General features: G+C 37.7%; 10 protein-coding genes. 1 reads left to right on the forward strand and 9 read right to left on the reverse strand.

Annotation, left to right across the window (positions count from 1 at the left end):
- Positions 1–4: 4 nt before the first annotated feature.
- The 9 genes from HDC90_RS20875 to HDC90_RS20915 all read right to left on the reverse strand — a co-directional run bounded on the left by HDC90_RS20875 (position 5) and on the right by HDC90_RS20915 (position 20933).
- Positions 5–3151, reverse strand: coding sequence for a TonB-dependent receptor (locus HDC90_RS20875; RefSeq protein WP_184469859.1), 3147 nt, complete (start codon positions 3149–3151; stop codon positions 5–7).
- Positions 3152–3354: 203 nt separating this feature from the next.
- On the reverse strand, positions 3355–3522 hold the full coding sequence (locus HDC90_RS20880; RefSeq protein ID WP_184469861.1) for a hypothetical protein: 168 nt from the start codon (positions 3520–3522) through the stop codon (positions 3355–3357).
- A 328-nt stretch (positions 3523–3850) separates the two neighbouring features.
- Positions 3851–5371 carry a RagB/SusD family nutrient uptake outer membrane protein gene (locus tag HDC90_RS20885; protein ID WP_184469863.1) on the reverse strand — a complete coding sequence of 507 codons (1521 nt, stop codon included), beginning with the start codon at positions 5369–5371 and terminating at the stop codon, positions 3851–3853.
- Between the two features lie 26 nt (positions 5372–5397).
- Entirely contained in the window at positions 5398–8571 is a 3174-nt protein-coding gene (locus tag HDC90_RS20890) for a TonB-dependent receptor (RefSeq protein WP_184469865.1), read from the reverse strand.
- 533 nt (positions 8572–9104) lie between these two features.
- The gene (locus tag HDC90_RS20895) at positions 9105–10517 is read right to left on the reverse strand and encodes a RagB/SusD family nutrient uptake outer membrane protein (RefSeq protein WP_184469867.1); all 1413 of its coding nucleotides are present in this window, start codon (positions 10515–10517) and stop codon (positions 9105–9107) included.
- A gap of 11 nt (positions 10518–10528) precedes the next feature.
- The gene (locus HDC90_RS20900) at positions 10529–13501 is read right to left on the reverse strand and encodes a TonB-dependent receptor (protein ID WP_184469869.1); all 2973 of its coding nucleotides are present in this window, start codon (positions 13499–13501) and stop codon (positions 10529–10531) included.
- A 305-nt stretch (positions 13502–13806) separates the two neighbouring features.
- Positions 13807–16296 carry a M14 family metallopeptidase gene (locus HDC90_RS20905; protein ID WP_184469871.1) on the reverse strand — a complete coding sequence of 830 codons (2490 nt, stop codon included), beginning with the start codon at positions 16294–16296 and terminating at the stop codon, positions 13807–13809.
- 162 nt (positions 16297–16458) lie between these two features.
- Positions 16459–17877: a SusD/RagB family nutrient-binding outer membrane lipoprotein gene (locus HDC90_RS20910; RefSeq protein WP_184469873.1), complete on the reverse strand. Its 1419-nt coding sequence runs from the start codon at positions 17875–17877 to the stop codon at positions 16459–16461.
- Between the two features lie 11 nt (positions 17878–17888).
- Positions 17889–20933 carry a SusC/RagA family TonB-linked outer membrane protein gene (locus tag HDC90_RS20915; protein ID WP_184469875.1) on the reverse strand — a complete coding sequence of 1015 codons (3045 nt, stop codon included), beginning with the start codon at positions 20931–20933 and terminating at the stop codon, positions 17889–17891.
- A gap of 179 nt (positions 20934–21112) precedes the next feature.
- Between HDC90_RS20915 and murF the strand changes: the two genes are divergently transcribed.
- Positions 21113–22414: a UDP-N-acetylmuramoyl-tripeptide--D-alanyl-D-alanine ligase gene (gene murF / locus HDC90_RS20920; protein WP_184469877.1), complete on the forward strand. Its 1302-nt coding sequence runs from the start codon at positions 21113–21115 to the stop codon at positions 22412–22414.
- Positions 22415–22575: the final 161 nt, after the last annotated feature.

The following is a 22575-nucleotide window of genomic DNA, read 5'->3' on the forward strand; positions in this document are numbered from 1 at the left end:
ATTTTTAAAATCCAACATTAATACCGAAAGTAAATGTTCTGCCTGATGGCACAGAGTTCCTATCAACACCAGGAGCCAAATTACCACTATTTCCAGTTGCTGTAGAGTTTCCGTTTACAGAAACCTCTGGATCCGGCCCTGGATAACCTGATATAATCCAAAGGTTGCTAGATTGAGCATATACTCTAATGTTCGAAACGCCATATTTACTTAAAAGTGTTTTTGGCAGCGTATAACCTAAAGCTAAGTTTCTAACTTTTAAGAAATTACCAGAGAAAACATTTTGAGATTGTGCAAAGGCTGATCCATTTGAAGTATTATCCCCGTAAACCAAACGAGGAATATCCGTTACCTGTCCAGGAGTGGTCCATCTGTTTAATACCCCTGCTTCGTTATTCCAAAAGCGTTGATCGCGAAGGCCTGCTAATGATCCATAATAAAGTTTATTACCACCAGAGAATGTTAAACCCAAGGTAAGGTCGAAATTTTTATACCGGAAATTATTATCAAGACCACCAAACCATTTCGGAATTGAAGGGCCATCAATTACGGCATCAAGCGCAGCATCAATTGCTGGTGCATTCTGACCCGCCTTAGGTCCGTCAAGGTATTGGTAGCGGGCAGCTGTTGCTCTTTGGAAACTGAATCTTAATTTTTCACCATTTCTGTTGATAAAAATTCGTTCACCTGTTGCCGGATCCACACCAGCTGTTTGTACGGTATAAATTGATCCAATTGGATAACCTACACGAGTAATATTTGCCGTTTCTAAAGAAGTAGCTCCAAAAAGATCTGCATTGTTATTACCTAAAGCAGTAACTTCATTCTTTAATGTACTAAATGTAAAAGTGCTTGACCATGTGAAATTATCAGTATCAATGTTCCTTGAATTTACAGTAAATTCAAATCCTTTATTATACATCTTACCAACGTTTGTAGTAATGGCGTTACCCGGAACACCTTTTGAAGGTGCCTGAGGAGCGTTTTGAACTAGGTTATCGATATTATTATGATAATAATCAACCTCCAACGAGAACCTACCACCTAAAAACTCTAAATTAACACCTACATCAGCCTTCTTACTGGTTTCCCACTGAAGATCGGGATTACCTGCTTGAGAGAATGATAATGCTGGGTCAGATCCGTATAAACCTGGGCTATATAAAAATAGAGATGGGTAATTACCGATATTAATATTACCAACCTCGCCATAACTGCCACGTAATTTAATGCGAGTTAATACTTTACTTAAGCCTGAATTTTTATAAAAACCTTCTTCAGAGATTGCCCAACCTGCTGAAGCACCACCAAAGTTACCATATTTATTACCTGCTGATAAGCCCGAATAACCATCTCTTCTGAATGAACCAGATAAGTAATATTTTTTCTTATAATCGTAGCTCAAACTTCCAAAATAAGACCGGAATGAATTATCGCCTTGTACTAATCCCGATGGGGTGATAATACCAAAGGCTCCTTGATATACTTTAATGAAAGGATCAATTACGTTTTGCCTGGTAGCGCCATAACCATCAGATTTTGTTTGTTGATCTTCAGCACCAATTAAAGCGCCTAAGCTATGGTCTCCAAAGGTATTTGCATAGTTTAAGGTATTAGACCAGTTCCACCTGGCATTCTTAACAAAACTACTGGTAGCACCACCGTTATAAGCAACACCATCGCCCTGTAAACGATTCACAAAAGCGTTATTATCAATCTTTAAATTATCTAATCCATAAGTGGTTTTAAAGCTTAGCCCTTTAACCAATTGAATAGAGGCATAAACATTAGCAATGATCCGGTCGCTTTCAGATGTATTTTTATCTTCATTTACCAGAACTGCAGCATTTGGATAATTAGAAGCAATAGTATTCGCACCTAAACCAACTGCAGATCCATTCATGTTATAAGATCCATCTTCATTATAAGCAGCAACGTTAGGAGGTAACACTATAGCTAGCCTGCCCAACCCAACAGTTGAAAAGGTTTGTCCAGGGAGCGAGCCTGTATTTGGGGCACGGTTCATGGTATTGCTGTAAGAAAAATTAGTTCCGATAGTTACATTCTTAAATAATTTATGATCTAAATTTACTCTGCCATTTTTTCTTTCAAATGAATTCCCTAAAATAAAGCCTTCTTGATTACTATAACCAAGTGAAACATAATAAGATGTTTTTTCGTTTGCTCCCGAAAAGTTTAAGGCATGATTTTGGGATGTTGCTGTTCTATAGGCATAATCATACCAATTTGTTTCTACTTGTGAGCCATCTGATTTTGTTTGTAAAAAGAATGCTGGTGCAAGGCCTATATTAGTTCTAGCTTCATTTTTGATCTGAACGTATTCTGCTGCGTTTAATAAGGGAGTGAGATTTTGAGCCTTTGTGGTTCCTACCCAACCCTCGTAATTGATTTTGGTTACACCTTGTTTACCTTTTTTAGTAGTAATTACCACAACACCGTTAGCCGCCCTTGAGCCATAAATGGCAGAAGAAGCAGCATCCTTTAAGATATCGATAGACTCGATGTCAGAAGGGTTGATATCTCCCAATGCGTTACCCGCAGCACTGTTAGCGGATTGATCCCCAGTAAACACAGGAATACCATCAACAATAATTAATGGATAAGAGCTCAAAGAGATAGAGTTAAAACCACGCACCCTAAAAACAGGAGGGTTATTTAAAACTCCGTTTGGCTGAATGATGTTTACACCTGCTGCTTTACCTGCGAGTGCCTGCTCAAAACTCTGTACGGGGACGTTTTTAAGCTTTTCTCCGCTTACACTTGCTATTGACCCAGTAACATCCTTTTTTGACTGTGTGGTATAACCTGTTACAACTACATCGGATAATGTTTTAGAATCACTTTGCAGCTGTATGTTAACTACACTACTACCACCAATAGCTTTTGTTTGGCTTAAGAAACCTATATAAGAGAATTCGAGTACGGTTGCTTTGGTATTGACTTTAAGAGAATACCTACCATCTGCACCGGTTGTGGTTCCACCGGTTGCACCTTTGATTTTAACAGTTACCCCTGGAAGTGGTAATCCATCTTCCTGAGCCGTAACTGTTCCGGTGATTGTTCGATCTTGCGCTATTGCTGAGGTGGCAATAAATAGCAATATGAACAAACTTTGTAGAAGTTTTTTCATAAAAAATTTAGTTTAGTTAATAATAGTACAATATAGGATTTAGTATTTTGTAATGCAAATTTTACACTTTTAAATTTGCATTATTTAATAGAAATCAATGCCCTTGTAAAGAAGTCATTAGCCTCCTACAGTTAGAGAATCTGCTATTTTTAAGTTAAGAGAAATAATATTGTTATTGAATGGATAAAATATGTTATTGTAATTTACAACTGTGCTGGTTCTATCAATTGTAATTTCATTCTAGCATCTAAATCAGAAAGAAGGAATGGATAATCCGACATTAAAGGAGGTTTTGCAACCGTTTCATCATATGTTATTGCAAAATCCGCAATAAATCGACAAGTTAAACAGCCTTGCATAAATTTTTTCATAAAAAAAATTAGTTTAGTTAATTATTAATCCAAAATACCACTTAAAAACATTTAATACAAGCAAAAAATACAAATTCTATAAAAAAAATATCATATAACGCCATTATTTACAAAATAAGTATATTTTTTTTTCAAAAAAAACAGTCGTAATTATCATAAATCAAGAAAAAGCATACACACAAAGCTATTTTAGACACTAAATCAGAATAAAAACATTTTAAACACAATAAGACAAACAAAACATTGAAACAGATGCCTAATTATGTAATAAATGCCCACAAAAAAGGGCTGCCTAGCAAGACAGCCCTCAAAATTTTAAGATTTTGATTTATGGGTTTTGAGCGCTCTGTGGAATGAGAGGATTTGCATTCAACTCATCACGAGGAATTAAGAACAAAAATTTAACATCACCCGCAGGAATAGTCAAAAGATTTGCTACTGATGTACCTACATAATTAGGAACATTTGCAGCAGTTCTATCTAAAGGTAGATTTAAACGTTTTAGGTCTAAATATCTGAAGCCTTCTCCCCACAATTCAACTCTACGGTTAATCATGATCTCGTCAACAAGTGCAGTTCCCGTTTTAGTACTTTGTACTGCAGTTAAATCTCTTTTAGAAACCAAAGCAAAAAGAGCAGCTTGAGCTAGCGGATCCTGGCCACTTCTAGCATAAGCCTCAGCAAGAATTAAATACATTTCTGCACTTCTCATCCAAGGTGTATCACCCAAAGAAGGGTCACCTACCGTTTTTACAGAAAACTTTCTGCTCATATATGCACGACGCGTAAATGCTGTCGTAGGAAGTGGAAAGTTAGCCGCTGTAGGAGCTGGTTCCCATAATTTTCTTCTCACATCATTAACTGGTATTTGATTGTATAAATTTGAATTAATCATTTTTGGTGTACCACGCATGTAAGTGGTATTTGCATTATAAGCAATTTGAGCATAAAAGGATCCAAATGTATCTCCTTGTTCAGTAGTAGGCATTGCGCACCACATGAATTCAGATAACGCATTATTATTAAAACCACTTACATAATCAGATTGGCTCATTAATGGATATTTACCCCCATCAATCACATCTTTTGCGTATTTAACTGCGTTTGGATAATCTTGCATTGTTAAAGCAACCCTTGCTCTTAAACCTTTTGCCACCCAAACATCAGCATGTGTTTTGTTTGTCTTCGTCGTAGAATTTAAAGCAATTGCCTTATCCAAATCAGCTACTATCTGAGTGTAAACATCTTCTACAGTAGCACGTGGTTTTATAAGGTCAGCTGTAGTTAATACCAATGGAACGCCCAATTGAACGTTCGGCTTTGCTGCAGCATTATATCTTGTTCCGTAAAATTGCACTAAATATGAATAAGCATAGGCTCTAATAGTTAAAGCTTCTGCTTTCAACCTAATTTTTTCCGATTCTAATCCTGTTACACTTGGTAAATCTATGTTATCAAGCACATAGTTAGCGTTGTTAATCATACGGTAAAAGGTACGGTAATAGTATAGGTTACTCGCATGTGTATCGGTTCGTGGCGACACATAGTTACCCTCACCGGTTGAAGTAAACCATGTAGCTGCTGCCTGATGCAAATCTTCTCCCATAAAATCAATACCCAACAGTATACCACCAACACCTGGTTTACCTTGTGCGTTTGAGGTGGTGGTTGTAGTTCTGGTATTCATATAGGCATAAATGCCATTGATTACAGCGCTTGCATTTGTTGTTGAAGTGAACACCTCTTCCAAAGCAATCTGATCAGTTGGTTTGGTTTGAAGGTATTCCTTTTTACAGCCGGGCGCGATTAAAGCTACCATTAAGCTGGTTAATATTAAAAGCTTTTTCATATCTCTTTCTACACTATTTTTAAAGATTATAAGGTTAAATTAATACCCAAACTAAAGTTTCTGCTTTGCGGGTAAGTATTACCATTTACACCGTCAAAAGATTCAGAAGGATTTAATCCTTTTCTTTTTGAATGAAGGTATAAGTTTTCGCCTGTTGCAAAAATACGGGCACTTGGCACCTTAATTTTGTTTAACCAAGCTTTAGGCAAATTATACGATAAGTTAACATTACGTAAGCTCCAATAAGAAGCATCAATTAACCACCTGTTGGATGTTGCGTTAGTATTTGCAGTAGCTCCAAAATCAGCTCTTGGTATATCTGAAGTATTATTTGCTGGAGTCCAAGAGTTTAAGATATCTTGATGCAATGCACCGCCATAAGAACCTGTACTCATTAAACCTTGATATACAGAATCATAAGCTTTGCCTCCAACCTGGTAATTTACCATAAACGACAACGTTAGATCCTTGTAACTGAATGTATTTACAAATGAGCCCATCAAATCAGGAATTGCTGTACCTGAATAATCAAATTTTGCAAATGATTGATTGGTTACATATTGTACACCATTCACGGTACGAATGTTTGCAGCAAGCGTTCCATCAGCAGGTACATACAATGCAGCCCCATCGTTTGGATCAACACCTGCATATTGTCTTAACCAATAATCATAGATTCCATGTCCTACTTCTCGTTTTTTAGTTCCACTGATAATTGTTGGCGTTTCTGGAGGAAGCTTAGTAATCTTGTTCTTAAAAATACTCCAGTTGGTAATTAGGCCCCAGGTAAAATCCCGTTCGCGAATAATGTCGCCACCCAACTGAAGCTCAACACCTCTGTTATACATGGCACCAATGTTACGATAAACACTAGTAACCGCTGCAGATAATGGCTGAGGGACACTAAAAATCAAATCATCTACCTGCTTGTTGTAGTATTCTAATTCACCATATAATCTTCTTCCAAAAAACGCGAATGAAATTCCTGTATTTAGCGTGTTTTGTTTTTCCCAAGTTAAATCAGGTGTAGCAATAGACGCCAATAAAACACCACCTTCAGTATTGCTATTCGAACCTAGATCAAAAAAGGCTCTATCTCCGTAATATCTGCTATTTCCACTACCATCAAGCAAAGCGTTATTACCCACCTGACCATAAGAAACTTTTAGTCTTAAATCATCTAACCAGCTTACATCTTTTAAGAAGTTTTCTTTTTTGATGGCCCAAGTAGCTCCTGCTGAGAAAAATGTTCCCCATCTTTGTTCTGCAGAAAATCTTGAAGAACCATCGCGTCTTAACGATCCATCAATGAAATATTTATCATCATAATTGTAGCTAACTTTAGATAAATAAGACTCAATACGATCGTTATCCTCTCTACCATATGAACTAGATGATGTAACAAAATTTGCAAACTCTGTGTTACCACGAGCAACCATATTTGTTCTATCTGCCTGGAATATTTTATATTTAAAATTATAGTTTTCGTGACCTGCAAGTACTGAAATCGTATGTTTTCCAATCGTTTTATTATAATTTAAGATTTGATTGAAGGTGTATGATTTAGTAACCGCATTACTTTGGAACTTGTAACCATTCGAACCGGCACCATCACCAACGATTGGGTTTTGGAACTGATCAACATTATTGTTTCTCAAATCCATACTAATTGTTGGAGTGAAAGTGAAATCTTTCAGGAATTTCACCTCAATATAACTTCTTGCACTTAACTGGCTTCTTCTATAAGCATTATCGTTAAGCATAGTTTCATAAACAACGTTTCGACCTGGAGAAGCTCCTGATGGGCGATTCACAGCTCCTGGATGGATACCATAATCATACCATTGCTCACCTGTTAAAGTATTAGCAATTGGCTGTCCGGTTGCATCAAAGGCATGTACTGGATAAATTGGCCCAATTCCTCTTGCAAATGAAAACGGATTAACAAAACTTGAACCATTTCCTGTAGAGGCATCACTTGCAGTATTTGCATCAGACATCGCACCTGATAAATTCAAACCTGTTTTTAACCACGACCTTAGTTTCGTATTTACATTTACACGTGCGTTAAAACGTTGGAAGTCTGATTTCAAAATGAAACCACTATCCTTTAAATAACCTAATGAAACGAAGTAATCTGTTTTATCGCTTCTTCCTGCTGTACTAATGTTTGCATCTGTTCTTTTTCCTGTACGCTCCAAAGGCGCATACCAGTTAAAATCGTTATATAATAAAGATGCATTGGGATTAAGCTTACCATCAGTACCAACAACTTGACCTCCAGGAACATTGAACGGATTATAAACCAAGTTCGTAAACACATCTGCCGACGCTCTTGTGGATGCTGCAGCATCTGTTAACGCTGGAGAAGCTGAAAACATTAAGTTATTCTTAATCGCTTGCCAAACTGCAGGATAATATTGAGCAGCATCTAAACGATCGTATTCAGGAATTCCACGAGTAGACCATCCCTGACTAAAGTTAACATTTATTGCCGGTTCTGCTGATCTACCCTTTTTCGTTGTAACGATAATCACTCCATTGGCACCCCTAGAACCATATAAAGCTGAAGAAGATGCATCTTTCAATACCGAAATACTCTCAACATCATTCTGATTAATATCACCAATATTACCATCATAAACCGCACCATCCAAAACGATAAGTGGGCTATTTGAAGATGAATAAGAACCAAAGCCACGAATACGAATAGCAGAGCTATTTCCTGGTTGCCCGTTAGATGCCAATACAGAAATACCTGGCGCCGATCCTTGTAATGAAGCCGTAATATTGGTTACAGTCCTTTTCTCCAAATCTTTCGCACTAATACTAGATACAGAACCTGTAATCGATTCTTTTTTCTGAGTACCATAAGCCACAACGACAACATCAGCAAGATTCTTCGAGTCAGAAGCTAATCCCACGTTCAGGATATTATATGAAGGAACATTGACTGTTTTGCTTGTAAAGCCAATGTATGAAAATTGGATTGCTGTAACTGAAGAGCCGATCCGTAGGGAGTATTTTCCATCAGCGCCTGTTACGGCTACTGCTTGCGACCCGATGGCTCTAACACTTACACCTGGAAGGCCGATGTTATCCTCGGTAGATGTTACTGTTCCAGTAATTGTTCGGTCCTGAGCCATCGCACTTATTGCGACGAACATCAATAAGAACAAACTTTGTAGAAGTTTTTTCATGAAATTTAAGTTAGTTAATGATATAGTTATTTGAATTCCTAAATATAATGGAGTTTGCTAACAGTTTAACAAATTTTAACAAAACTAACCTCTATAATGACTTTATTTTGACAATAATCCTGTCTGATTAAAAAGGCGGAATTGGGGAGTTCTTCCGCAAAATGTAGAATATTATGGGCAGTTATGGCCATATTTTATCCCTGTATAAGCGAAAATTGCAGTTTATAGGCCGTATTGCCGCTATTAAAAACATAAAAAAACTGTGCCAAAAAACACAGTTTTTTCAATGAAAATTTACACATTAAATTTTGTTAACATTAAAAGAGGTCTTCTATTATTATAGGCATCTTTTTAATAGTAGCATTATGTTGTATACTAAATATTCTTACTATTAGACAAATCGCATAATTATCAGTATAGGCTGAATGAAGTGATTTTGTATTTAAGTATATGATACTTCGGCAAAAATTAAAAATAAAAAAGCGATATCATAACTTAATATGATATCGCTTGATCTTAATTATAGGTTTTTTTTAGTAACCTGTATTTTGTTGACCTTGTAAGCCAGGATTATTATCAATCTCTCTTTGAGGAATTGGTAGTATGGTTTTAGCACCGCCAAACGCTGCTGCTGCATTACCAGATCTAAGCGCTTGTCTATTACGAAGCAAGTCCATTCTGCTATGTCCTTCAAAAGCCAATTCTTTACGTCTTTCGATTAGCAAAGCATCAATCAGGGCTTGTTGAGTAGCTACAGCTTTAGGAAGCAGTCCTGCTCTATTTCTAATTCTGGTATTCAAAATTGTAATCGCCTCTGCATTTGGTATTGTATTTTGACGAGCCAATGCTTCTGCGAGATTTAAATACACTTCTGTTGTACGGATAACAGGTGAGTTGTCAGAATTGTTTACCGCATCTGGAAATTTAGAGGTAAATAGGTGAGGTAAACCATCTGCCGCAGTTCCCGATATCTTTAAATTATAACGTTTATCGCCAGGCTCTGATGTATAGGCATTAATTAAATCTTGAGAGAAAGGTGCATCACCACGTCCACCTAAAGCTGCCGGATTGTAGTATGAAGCCCAACCACCAGAACCTGTTCTACCGTTATCAATAGCACTGTTTTGAATCGTAAATACATCTTCACTAGTATTACCACTATAGAAGGCATAGTTTGGTGCAGTATCATAAATACCCTGCGCCAAAGTGCTTCTAGCTGCACTTTCTGCTTTAGCCCATTCTTCTCTATATAAGTACAATCTTGATAAAAGCGCAAAAGCTGCGCCTTTGGTTGCACGGCCACGGGTTTCAGCGGCATCAGTATATGATTGAGGTAAGGCCGCTGCTGCTTCAGTTAAATCTTGAACAATCTGTGCATGAACCTGATTTAAAGTATTTCTTGATGGATACTTAATAGTTCCGTCAAAGTATTCTAAAACTAAAGGCACAGCAAGATTTGTTCCCGAGTTTACCTGATAAGGCTGAGCAAAGAAATTAGCCAATTGGAAATAAGCCAATGCGCGTAAAAATTTCGCTTCAGCTGCGTATTGCGATTTTTCTGCTGCTGATAGGCCAGGCACATCATTGATCTTAAAGATAACTGTATTTGCACGGGTAATCACCTGATAGTGAACCTGCCACATCGTAGCCACATTTCCGTTTGTTGATACACTGGAGAAAGTGTTTAGCTCTTGTAAAGTTGGAAATGTCCCTACAAAATCAACATTATTCCCCATGTAGTCACCCATCACTTGTGGTAAACTTCCATAAAAGTCAAAAGTTTGAGCCGTACTGTACACGCCTCTTAAAGCTCCTAGAGCTGTTGCTGGAGAATTAAAAACAAGTTGATCAGACAAATCTTGTTGTGGTAATTTCTCCAATTCTTTCTTACACCCAAATAACGATAATACCAGGGCTGATGTTATGATATAATATTTTAATTTCATCTTTTCAATTTTTAAAGGCCAATATTTACACCGAAAGTAAAGGTTTTTGCCTGTGGTAAAGCAAAGAAACTCTGACCAAGAACCTGGTTAGAAGCACCATTCGCAGAAATCTCAGGATCACCTCTGAAGTCTTTATCCTTAATGGTCCAGATATTTTGACCTTGGAAATAAAGTCTTATGCTAGAGAAAAGTTTTGATCTTTGTAAAAACTCCTTAGGAAAACTATAACCAACAGATAACGTTTTCAAACGCATGTATGAACCATCCAATAATTGTTTCGTAGACACCTGCTGGAAAGTTGTTCTGGTTGAACTATTTAACGCCGGAGCAAAAGCATTATCTCCTGGTTGTTTCCAATAATTTAACAATTTAACACTTTTATTATAAGAGCCTGTGCCAAAGTTGTCTGAAAACTGTAAACCATCTAAATAAACATCGTTACCATAACTAAAGTTAAAGAAAGCTGATAAATCGAAGTTCTTATAGGTAAAGGTATTGGTAATACCTCCTGAGAAATCAGGGTCACCTTTTCCTACAATTACGCGGTCAGACGCAAGAGGTGAAGTAGTTACTGAACCATCTTTTTTCAACCACTCCGCATTACCTGTTTGAGGATTAATTCCGTTATAACGGATTAAGTAGAAAGAGTTTTTAGAGTAACCGGTAATTGCACGTTGTGCCGTACCACCTGATACAAAATTACGACCATCTTCATCAGGGTTAGCTGGTAACTCTAACACGGTATTTTTGTTGAAACCGATGTTGAATGAAGTTCTCCAAGAGAAATCACGACCAACAATATTATCCGAGTTGATCGTAACCTCATAACCTCTGTTTCTCATCTTACCTACGTTCTGTGATGCAGATGCATAACCAGTAGTATATGGGAACGGAACGTTTAACAATAAACCTGTAGTCTTTTTGTCGTAAAAGTTAAACTGAACATCAATGGCCTTGAATAATCTGGCAGAAAGACCAATGTCTAACTGTGTAGTTTCTTCCCAGCTCAAGTTAGGGTTAGGAACCACATTTGGTGTTAATCCGGCCTCACCCAAGTAGTTTGATCCCGCTGAGAATGTTCCATAATATTGATAGAAACCAATATTGTCGTTACCCGCAGTACCATAACTTGCTGTTAACTTAACATTTTGAGCAATCTTATTGTCTTTATTAAAGAATGCTTCGTTAGAAATTAACCATCCCCCAGATAAAGCATAAAATGTACCGTATTTTTTATTCTGACCAAATCTTGAAGAACCGTCTCTTCTTAATGATGCTTCAAATAGATATTTTTTATCAAAATCATAGTTAAAACGTCCGAATACTGACTGAAGTGCCCAATCAAATACTTCTTCAGAAGCTGTGATTGGTGTAGAAGCCGAACCCACGTTTGGAAGATCATCACTCACAAAACCCGAACCTTCAACCATCATTTTAGTCAATGTAGCCGTTTCAAAGCTATAACCTGCTAATGCACCAATAGTATGTTTACCGAAGGTCTTGTCGTAATTTAATGTATTACTACTTACCCATTTATTATCAGTATAGTGGGTTCTATACGCATAACCTCCAGGAGTTAACAAATCTGTTTCTCTGTATTTTTCATCAATAGCATAGTTATCAATACCCCAATCTGTTTTGAATTTTAATCCAGGTAAAATCTTCCAGTCTAAAAATGCATTTCCTGTACTTCTATCAGAATAGTTTTTATTGATCCCTGTTTCAGCAATTGCAATAACATTGGCAACGAAACCTGTATTTTGGAATTGACCATCTGGTCCGTAAGGCGTAACATAAGGCAATTGCAGATAACCAGCTGTAATTGGCGCATAAGTATTATTTTCAGTACCAATACGATCCATATCTACATGAGAAAGATTATAGTTTAATCCAACAGTAAACTTATCTGATAATTTATGATTCAGATTTAGTCTTCCTGATAAACGCTTCAGGTTATTTCCAATGGTATAACCACTTTCGTCTGAATAAGTTCCTCCTAAGTAGAATTGTGTTTTCTCATCACCACCAGTCGCATTTACGTTTACGGTATTTGATTTACCAGTACGCACAATTGCATCAATCCAGTCGAAACTTGTAGTTGGATAAGCAGGTACGGCTGTGTTGTTTGCTTTAAGATAATCTGTTCTGAACTGACGGAACTGATCTGCAGTCATCATTTCATCTAAGGAAGTTGGAGAAGAAAACCCATTTTGGTAGTCTGCGGTGATTCTCGTTTTACCAGCAGCTCCTTTTTTAGTAGTGATTAAGATTACGCCGTTTGCACCACGCGATCCATAAATCGCAACTGCAGAAGCATCCTTTAAAACTGTCATGCTTTCGATATCGTTCGGGCTAATGTTGATTAAAGGATTCAAACCAGAAGACCCACCCTGAGTTTGAGTGTATTCACCACCAGCCGAGTTTAATGGAACACCATCTACAACGTACAACGGTCTACCTCCAGCTGCAATTGATGAACCACCACGTATAGTGATTTGAGCCTCAGAGCCTAAAACGCCAGAAGAGTTAACCATATTAACGCCCGCAGCCTGTCCTTGTAAAGCTTGCTGAGGTGTTTGAATTGGCATATTTTTAAAAGACTCAGCTTTTACTGTGGTCGTAGTTTGGGTACTAAGCGCTTTGCTCTGCTGACCATAACCCACTACCACAACATCTGAAAGAGTTTTAGCATCAGCTTCTAAAGTGACATTAATTGTGTTTGATCCGGTTATTACCTGGTTTTTAACTAGATAACCGATAAAAGAAAAATCTAAGGTTTTCGAACCCGAGGGAACTTTAACGGAGTATTTACCATTCGCGTCTGTAATGGTTCCGATTTGTGTCCCTGTTACCCTTACGCTTACTCCAGGAATCGGCAGTTTGTCGTCTGAAGATGTTACCGTACCAGTAATTGTTCTGTCTTGAGCTATTGCGGTAGATGCAAAAAACAAAAGTATGAACAAACTTTGTAGAAGTTTTTTCATGAAATTTAAGTTAATTAATGATTAATTGTTTAAACCGCTAATATAATAGAGGTGAGTAACAATTTAACAAAATTTAACTAAAATACTAGTCATAATGACACTTAAATGACATATCTAATGTCTGATTATGGTCACATTTTCAATACATTTTCTGCTACAATTTAGAGGTATGGGCCGTGCTAATAAAACTAATTAGCATCACAGATTTTGCTATTATAGCATATTAAACGTTTAACCTAGTAGTATTTTCCGCAGTAGAAAATTATGCTAAAAAGCGAGAATAAAATTGACTTTGGTGGTATTTTTTAATACCCACAAAAAATGATATTCCCGAATAAGGTTTTTCCGCCCTCCCAGAAGTTTCTAAATAAGGGGTCGTTAGCCAGATAAACGACTTTGCCTCGTCCGAAATCTTGTACACCGATAAGGAGCCCGGTTTTAAGCTCTTCCCTTGCTTTTTTGCCCACTACACCTGCCATTAAGCTTTTATCGTTAATTAACCCCACGTTCCAGCCTTTAACAAAAGGTTCATAAATCTTCCGGTCTGTTTTTAAACTGTAATAGGTTTTACCCAAGCCGTAAGAAAACGGGTGACTGGCATCGAGATTGATCCGATAAATTGCACCGGGTATGGTGGTTTCGAAATCGTCCCTGTCCTTATCCTTGAAAAGAAGCTTGTTTGCCTCTGGCTTTTCATCTTTTTTTACAAGCGCTTCCTTCTTTTTAATATCAAATCCTTTTTTCTCGAATACACTTTCGATGGCATCTTCCATCAAAATCAATCTTCCTCCTTTATTTAGCCAAGCGGCTAAACCATCGCCTATAAAAGGGCTGTAACTTCCATCCGGCAAAATCAGGGTGTTTACTTTATTAATATCGAGGTTATTCAGGTCTTTAGCATTAATGATAACCGGTGAAAGATTTAAGTCGTGCTCAAGAAAAAACCAGGCTTCGCCGAAAGCCAGAGAAGAAACTTCAGCACCAGATACAATGGCAATTTTAGGTTGTTTTAACAATGGGTAAACGTTAGAACCGAAATCCTTTCCCTTCTCTACAAAACCACTGCTAATGGCCTGAATTGGCCTGTTCAGGGTTTTGGTAATCGAAGTAACCTTATCCTTCATCCCTTTGATCAGTCTTTCGTTTTCTGCCCGCAACACAATTAGGGTCCCGGCAGGATAATCTTTACCACTTACAGAAAATGGCTGATCAGCCTGTCTAACCTTTATATTCTCCTTTTGCAGCGCCGTTAAAACCTGAACATCTTCGCTTGTTCCCCAGCTAAATAACCAGGCTAGGGGCTTCTCAAGTTCATTACTGATTATCTTTGGCTCTTCAATTGCTGAATATTTCCCTTTAATACTTTCTTTACTGGCATAACCCTTTAATCCGTAAACGTAGGGTAGGGCCCAAGCTGTAATATCATAGGTATTAGAATCGGTTACGAGGGTTTGGGGCTCTAATAAAACGTTAGCCAAAACGGCCCTTGGCTGCTGAATATTAACAATTAAATCGTTACGGGCGATGCTAAAATTTTCTTCCTTTTGGGTATCATAATCATAACCTCTTCCCGTTTTATCACCACCAAAAGCAAATTCGATTTTATTTTTAGTTAGCAGTTCAGCCAGTTTTTTTAAGCGGGATAAATTAGTCGCTTTTATAATATAACTTTTATAAATGCCAGGACTATTGGCCAATTCTTGTTGGAAATATTTCTTATACTCCTCTAATAATTTATTATGGTTTAAAGAGGTTACTTCAAGGGTCGACATTCCTGTTGTAAAGTGGTGCGCAATACGGTCTTTTAAGGTTAAGGTATCTCCATCGTTGGTTACCACAGATAGTCCGGCCCTGATTCCGCCCTGTTCATAGGTCATACCTATTGATCCATTGTATAAGGGATAAGTATCACCATAAGAGGGGTATAGCAAATCGAAACGCTCTTTGGTGAAGTACTGCCAACCTTCTGCATCAAAATATTTGGCATTGTTCTTACCTACCACCACCTGGAAACTTTTTTGCCAAGGTGTAATATCCTGGTGAACTGGCTCTGCCGCCGGCGCAAAATAGTAAGGCTCATTATAACTTTGCTCATGAAAATCGACATGCACCTGGGGCATCCATTGGTTGTATAGCGCTAACCTTTGCTGACTTTCGATTTGGGTTTGCCAGGCCCAATCGCGGTTTAAGTCAAAATAATAATGATTTGGTCTACCGCCTGGCCATGGCTCGATGTGTTCTCTTGACAATGGATCAGAATTGGGTGTTTTTCCCACCACACTATTAAAATAATTCACATAACGATCTCTTCCATCGGGGTTTAAACAAGGATCAATCACCACCACTGTATTTTTTAACCACTCGGTAGCTGGTTTATTCGAACCAGACACAAGCGTATAAAGCATTTTCATAGCTGTTTCTGTAGAATTTGCCTCATTACCATGTACATTATAACTCAACCAGAGTATAGCAGGCTGATTTGTTAAATCTACACTATTGTTCGTACCTGTTGCCAAAACTAAATTGTTACTTCTGATCTGTTCCAGCTTGGCTATGTTCTCAGGCGAAGAAACAACGGCTACCATTAATGGCCTACCCTCATTGGTTTTACCATATTCTATCAGTTTCATGTTCCTGGTTGAAGCCGCAGCAGTTTGTCTAAAATAATCGGCTACTTTATGGTGCGGGGTAAAGTGCGAACCCAGCTGGTACCCCAAAAAATCATCGGGACTTTGTATTTGGCCATAAACACCTAGATTAATGAATAAAGCAATGCAAAACAGGACGTATCTCATGAAAAATAATTGTTTAACCAATAATACATAAAATAAATATGATTTGAACACCTTCATTCATATCATTTTTGTGGTTAAATTATTATAAAAACAGATAACGGGGCTCAAAAACCAAAAAGGCAACCCAAAAATCGGATTGCCTTTAAAAAAAGATTAAAAAACTTAGTTGGCCCACCAGACCTTAGTAGAAGTAGCTATACTTTGCTGAGGTTGCGGGTTTGAAGTGATTTCTTGAGATGGATAAGGAAAACGTTGTGGAATATAAGGCTTAAAGGCATTTTGAACCACTGATAAAGCAGGATACCCTGTTCTACGCCAATCGTTATACACTTCGAGCGATAAAAAATCGGCAATGTATTTTTCGCCAATTATTGTTTTTAGAGGGACTGAAGGATCAAGTGTTGCATGGGCGGCCAAATAAATAGCCTTGTCTGCAGCAGCAATCTTTAGCATATCCATGTGGGCTCCAATGGCACTATTATAAATTGGTGTTGCCGCAGCAGCTCCAGATTTGTAAAGTGTAGCCTCCGCTTTAATGAATAATGCTTCTGCATAAGTAGCCAGGAATACAGGAGCTGCTGAACCACTATCATTCCCATCAATATATCCGCCATAAAATGTTCCTACGGTTGCGTATGTACTTGGGTCTGTTGCCGCCGCTGTACCACTTGTTCTTCCAATATAGCCACCACCTGAACCTGGGTTTGCCAAAATTGGCAACCTTGGGTCGTTATTTACTTTTAAAATATTAACCAAATAAGAAGACAAAACAACGCCGCCAGCACCCGGCAATGTATTTTGATACCAAGGACTTTCTGCTTTTGCCGAACCTGCATATGTTATTGATGCATTATCTGCATTTGAGGCGAATCCACTTTGAAGAGCCGTAAGTGCCAAGTCAGCCTGAGTCGCGGCATTGTAACCAGCGGCTTTACTTAAACGCAGATAATATCTTGCCTTAAGGGTATAAGCAAATTTCTTCCAGGCAGCTAAATTCCCACCATAAATGAGGTCGTCTGCCCCCATTGCTTTATTCGTATTGGGTGTATTTAGCTTTACAATGGCATCATCAAGCATGGTTTGAATAACCTTGTAAATGCTTTCTTGCGAATCGTAAACTGGCTTAGGCCCATCCAAGGCATTAAACGCCTGTGTGTAAGGTATATCGCCCCATAAATCAGTACAAACGGCCAAGTTATAGGCCAGTAATATTTTTCCAACCCCCGAATAACTAGTATTGTTTTTCTTATCCGCATTACTGATCATGGTACGCAAATTATAAAAAATAGCAGGATAAAGATCAAAGCTCCAGGTATTGTTTACATCAGTAGGGGTAATGCGATAGGTATCGATATTTGGCGACTCTTGATTTAGCGCCAGTTGCTGTGTCCAATATGATGTAGTAACTGTTGGATATCCAGCAGCAATTTGCGTAGTGGTATAAAGTTCGACTGGGGTTAAAATTAACGATTCCTGTACTTTTAATGGATGATCAGGGTCTTCATTAACATCAAGGAATTTTTTACAGCTGCTAAAAGAAAGCAGTAACATAGTGGCTATTGAATAATATATAATTTTCATGTTCTTTTAGATTAAAAGGTTACTTTTATTGCTAAATTATAGCTCCTATTTGTTGGGGTAACGAAATTGGTAAAACTGGCTCCATTAGCTGTTCCATACAAACTCACTTCTGGGTCTGACCCTGTATAATGTGGAGCATATACCCATAAGTTTCTGCCAGTCGCGGCGATACTTAAGCCTTTAAATGGCGTTTTCTTTAAAAGTGAAGGACTAAAGCTATAGGCTAAGGTTAACTGTCTTAATTTATAATAAGTACCATCTTCTACACCTGTTTCATCAACAACGCTTTCATTGTTTTGGTAATATCCCTGATCCAGCTTTACAACTTTTGTATTTACTTGCCCATCACTTTCTCTAATTCCGTCGAAAACTGTAGTGGCCGTTCTATCTTCAGTCTTTTTGGTTGTCCCGTAAAAATCTAAATAATGGCCATCTAAGTTATAAACATCACCGCCATACCTCATGTCGAATACAGCAGACAAGCTCAATCCTTTATAAGTGAAACTTGTGGTTAAGCCCGCATTCCATTTCGGTACTGTATTTCCGATTACACCTAACTGATCATCGATAACAGGATATCCGTTATCATCTATCAATAGTTTACCATCATTGTTTCTTTTGTACCTGGAACCATATATTACGCCATAAGGCTGGTTTTTAAAGGCAAAAATACCTGGGTTCGTAAAGCCGGCAAATTGTATATTATCCAAGCCTCCTAAATCGGTAACTTCATTTTTAATTTTCGAGAAATTAAGCCCAATATTCCAGGTAATATCTTTGGTTTTAATTGGTGTACCATTAAGGATTAATTCGACACCCTTATTATACATACTGGCGGCATTAATTGTTGCTGCATTAAAACCCGATGACGGATAAATTGGAGTTGTTGTAATCAAATCAACACTTCGCCTGTCAAAATAAGTAGCTTCCATGCTTAACCTGCTTTTAAACATTTTCAATTCAAGCCCTGTCTCAAATTCTTTTACAATTTCATTTTTCAGGTTCGGATCACCATAGGTATTACTTAATAAAAAGCCATTTTGACCCTGGTAAGGAAACTCTATATTTGAAATTATAGGATGTAAATAAGGGGTGCTTGTTGCATAAGGATATACGTTATCGTTCCCTACATAGGAATATGATAGTCTAACTTTACCAAAATTTAATATTGGATTATCGTCTAAATGAAGTGGTTCGCTAAAAATAAATGCGGCAGAAGCAGAACCGTATGGATAATAATTTTTATCCTGGCTCAAAACAGAAGTGCCATCGTAGCGCCCTGTCAAGGATAAAGAGAGCATCCTTTTATATTCGGTATTTAATTGGGCATAATAACCAATTTTTCTATTCAACAAGTTGGTTACGCTAGATATCTGAGTTGAGGCATTACTAATGCTATAAAAATCACTTACAGATAAACCTACTCCCTTGTCAAACACCGTTTTCACAGATTTACTCAAAATATTATTTCCAATTATTATGCTACCGAACCAATCTTCATTAAAATTCTTCTTAGCCTCAACAATAATGTCATTGTTAAACTGCTTAAAATTTATTTCACGATCATAAACCTTTCCATCTGCAGATTCACCGCCTACTATTCCTGGTGCTTCATGGTAGATACTTGCATCATTATAGATATCAGCTCCACCACGTTCTGTTATGGTTAACCATGGCAAAGGATTATAACTTACTGTAAGTACAGGTAAAAAGCGGTTAACAGCTGAGGTAAATTTTGTATTATCGACCAACCAATACGGGTTATTTCTAGCAGCTCGGTAAACGCGCTGTGTGCCATCTGGATTTGTCGTTGGGAATGGATTCCATGAGATGGGAGCTGCATAGACGGTCCAATACGGACTAGCCAAGCCATTCCCTTCAGCTAAACGATTATTTATAGAATTTATATAATTAAACTGCCCGGTAAAAGTAATGTCTTTTGTAATTTTATTGGAAAATTTTGTGAATAATGAGTGCCTGCCAAAATCTGTCGAAGGCACAGTTCCGTTCGTTTTTAGATAAGAATAAGAAACCAGATAAGTAGAGTTATCTGTTGAACCATTTACGGCTAAAGTATTATCGGTTGTGAAACCTGTTTTGAAAAATTCTTTCCTAGGATCATGCTTCTGTACAGGCTGTCCATTCACCATTAAACCGTCTATAAGTGGTCCCCATGAAGATGAACTTAGCTTACCATTATTCCCGTCAACATATACACCATTACTACCCTGGGCATATTTATCTTGAAACTCTGGCAAAATGGGGGTATCAAAGGTAATACCTGAACTCAAAGATATTGAAGGTTTTCCTTTACCTGTTTTTGTTGTGATTAAAACAACGCCACGCGCTGCTGCTGAGCCATATAATGCACTTGCTGCTGAGCCTTTTAATATCGTTACACTTTCTATAATATTTGGATCGATATCAATGGCACGGTTAGCTGTTCCTCCGGCACTTAAGGCACCATCAGGATTACCCGCTTCAGTGTTATCAATCGGTACGCCATCTACAATAAAAAGCGCTCCATTTTCTCCAGTTAATGAAGTACTACCTCTAATTATAATTTTCGAAGAACTTCCGGCTGCGCCGCTGGAGTTTGTAATCTGCACACCTGCCACTTTACCAGCCAAGGCATTAACCAGGTTATTTTCTTTTGCATCTACCAAAGCACCTCCACTAACTTCCTGAGTAGAATAGGTTAGTGTGCGTTTCTCTCTTTTTATGCCTAAAGCCGTAACAACCACTTCACCTAAAACTTTAGAATCAGTAACCAGTACAACATTAATTACATTAGAAGCACCGATATTAACAGTTTGCGTTGAAAATCCGATAGATGAAAATTGTAAGCTTTTTGCTCCTGATGAAGTTTTCACTGAAAACTTCCCATCTGCCCCAGTTGACACGCCTATATTGGTGCCCATTACCTTAATACTTACCCCGGGAATTGGCATACCATCTTCTTTAGCGGTAACCGTACCCGTAATGGTTCTCTCTTGTGCCATTGCAACAGATGCAAATAACAACAGGATGAACAAACTTTGTAGTAGTTTCTTCATGATATAAATTAGTTTAGTTAATAATGATCGAAAAGCGGTGCTAAAAACAGACACAATTCATTTATAAACAATGAAATTAACGCCTTTTGAAAGGAAATTGATGAAGAAATAATGAAGATTGGAAAAAGAGTGCTTTATTTGGGCTTGATTCGTAATTTTACTTTCGCAATTTATTTAAAATGACAAGTACAGAAACCCTTTATCAGCATTACTTACAGCACAACATTATTTCTACCGATACCAGAAACATTACCCCTGATTGTATTTTTTTTGCACTTAAAGGAGATCTTTTTAATGCTAACGAATTTGCTGCTCAAGCTATTGAAAAGGGAGCAGCTTATGCTGTTATAGATGAAGAAGAGTATGCTACTAACAGTCAATGCCTGTTAGTAGAAAATGTATTAAACACTTTGCAGGATCTGGCACGCCATCATCGCAAAAAGCTTAATATCCCAGTTATTGGCTTAACCGGGAGCAATGGTAAAACAACGAGTAAAGAGCTGGTAAATGCTGTTTTGGCAGAACGATATAAAACATTTGCCACTTTCGGCAACTTAAACAATCATATCGGCGTTCCATTATCTATATTATCCATTACTACCGATGTGCAAATTGCAGTAATTGAAATGGGCGCAAATCACCAAAAGGAAATAGAAATGCTTTGTACCATCGCCCAGCCCACCCACGGCATTATTACCAATATTGGAATGGCGCATTTAGACGGGTTTGGTGGCTTTGAAGGCGTAAAAAAAGGTAAAGCCGAGCTTTATGCCTATTTAAAAGAGACCCATGGTTACACTTTTATCAATAGAGACAATCCTTATTTAATAGAGATGAGTACTGCGGCAGGCTTAAACAAGCTCATTTATTATGGCACAGAAAATGGTAATACCATTAAAGGCGCGTTAAAAAGCAGCGATCCTTTTATCGAAGTAGATTGGACAAACCATGAGGTTTCATCGTCGGTAAAAACCAATTTAACAGGCAGTTACAATTTCGAAAACATTCTTGCCGCAATCTGTATCGGCGATTTCTTCGACATGACTCCTGATGAAATCAATTCCGGTTTATCTAACTATCAGCCGAAGAACAACCGGTCGCAGTTAACCAAAACCGAAAAAAACACGGTCATCTGCGATTTTTATAATGCCAATCCAAGCAGTATGACCGCTGCACTTCAAAATATCGCAGTGTTATCGGCCGATAAAAAGGTTGCGATTTTGGGCGATATGTTCGAATTAGGTCCGGAATCTCACGGCCAGCATAAAATAATTGCAAAACAGGCCAGCGAAAGCGGTTTGAGCCAGTTAATTTTTATTGGAAAAGATTTTTATGCATTTAAAGATGCCATTAAAGGCCTGTTTTTTGAAACCCCAACAGAGGCAGTCCAATATTTGCAAGAAAACCCTGTTCAAGATCATTTAGTTTTATTGAAAGGTTCGAGAGGGATGAAACTGGAAAGTTTACTGCAATATTTATAGCTTCTCTTCTAAAAGAAAAGCTGCCTCAAATTGAATATTATTGTAACGTACGTCATTCCCAACCTGATTCACTGTTGTCCGGAGAAATATTTTTTTGTTTATAAAAAAGGGTAGCTTTAAGTCTACCCTTTGTAGTGTTATATTTGAGTTACCACACCTAA

The organism is Pedobacter sp. AK013 (genome assembly GCF_014205835.1).
Taxonomy (GTDB): Bacteria; Bacteroidota; Bacteroidia; order Sphingobacteriales; family Sphingobacteriaceae; genus Pedobacter.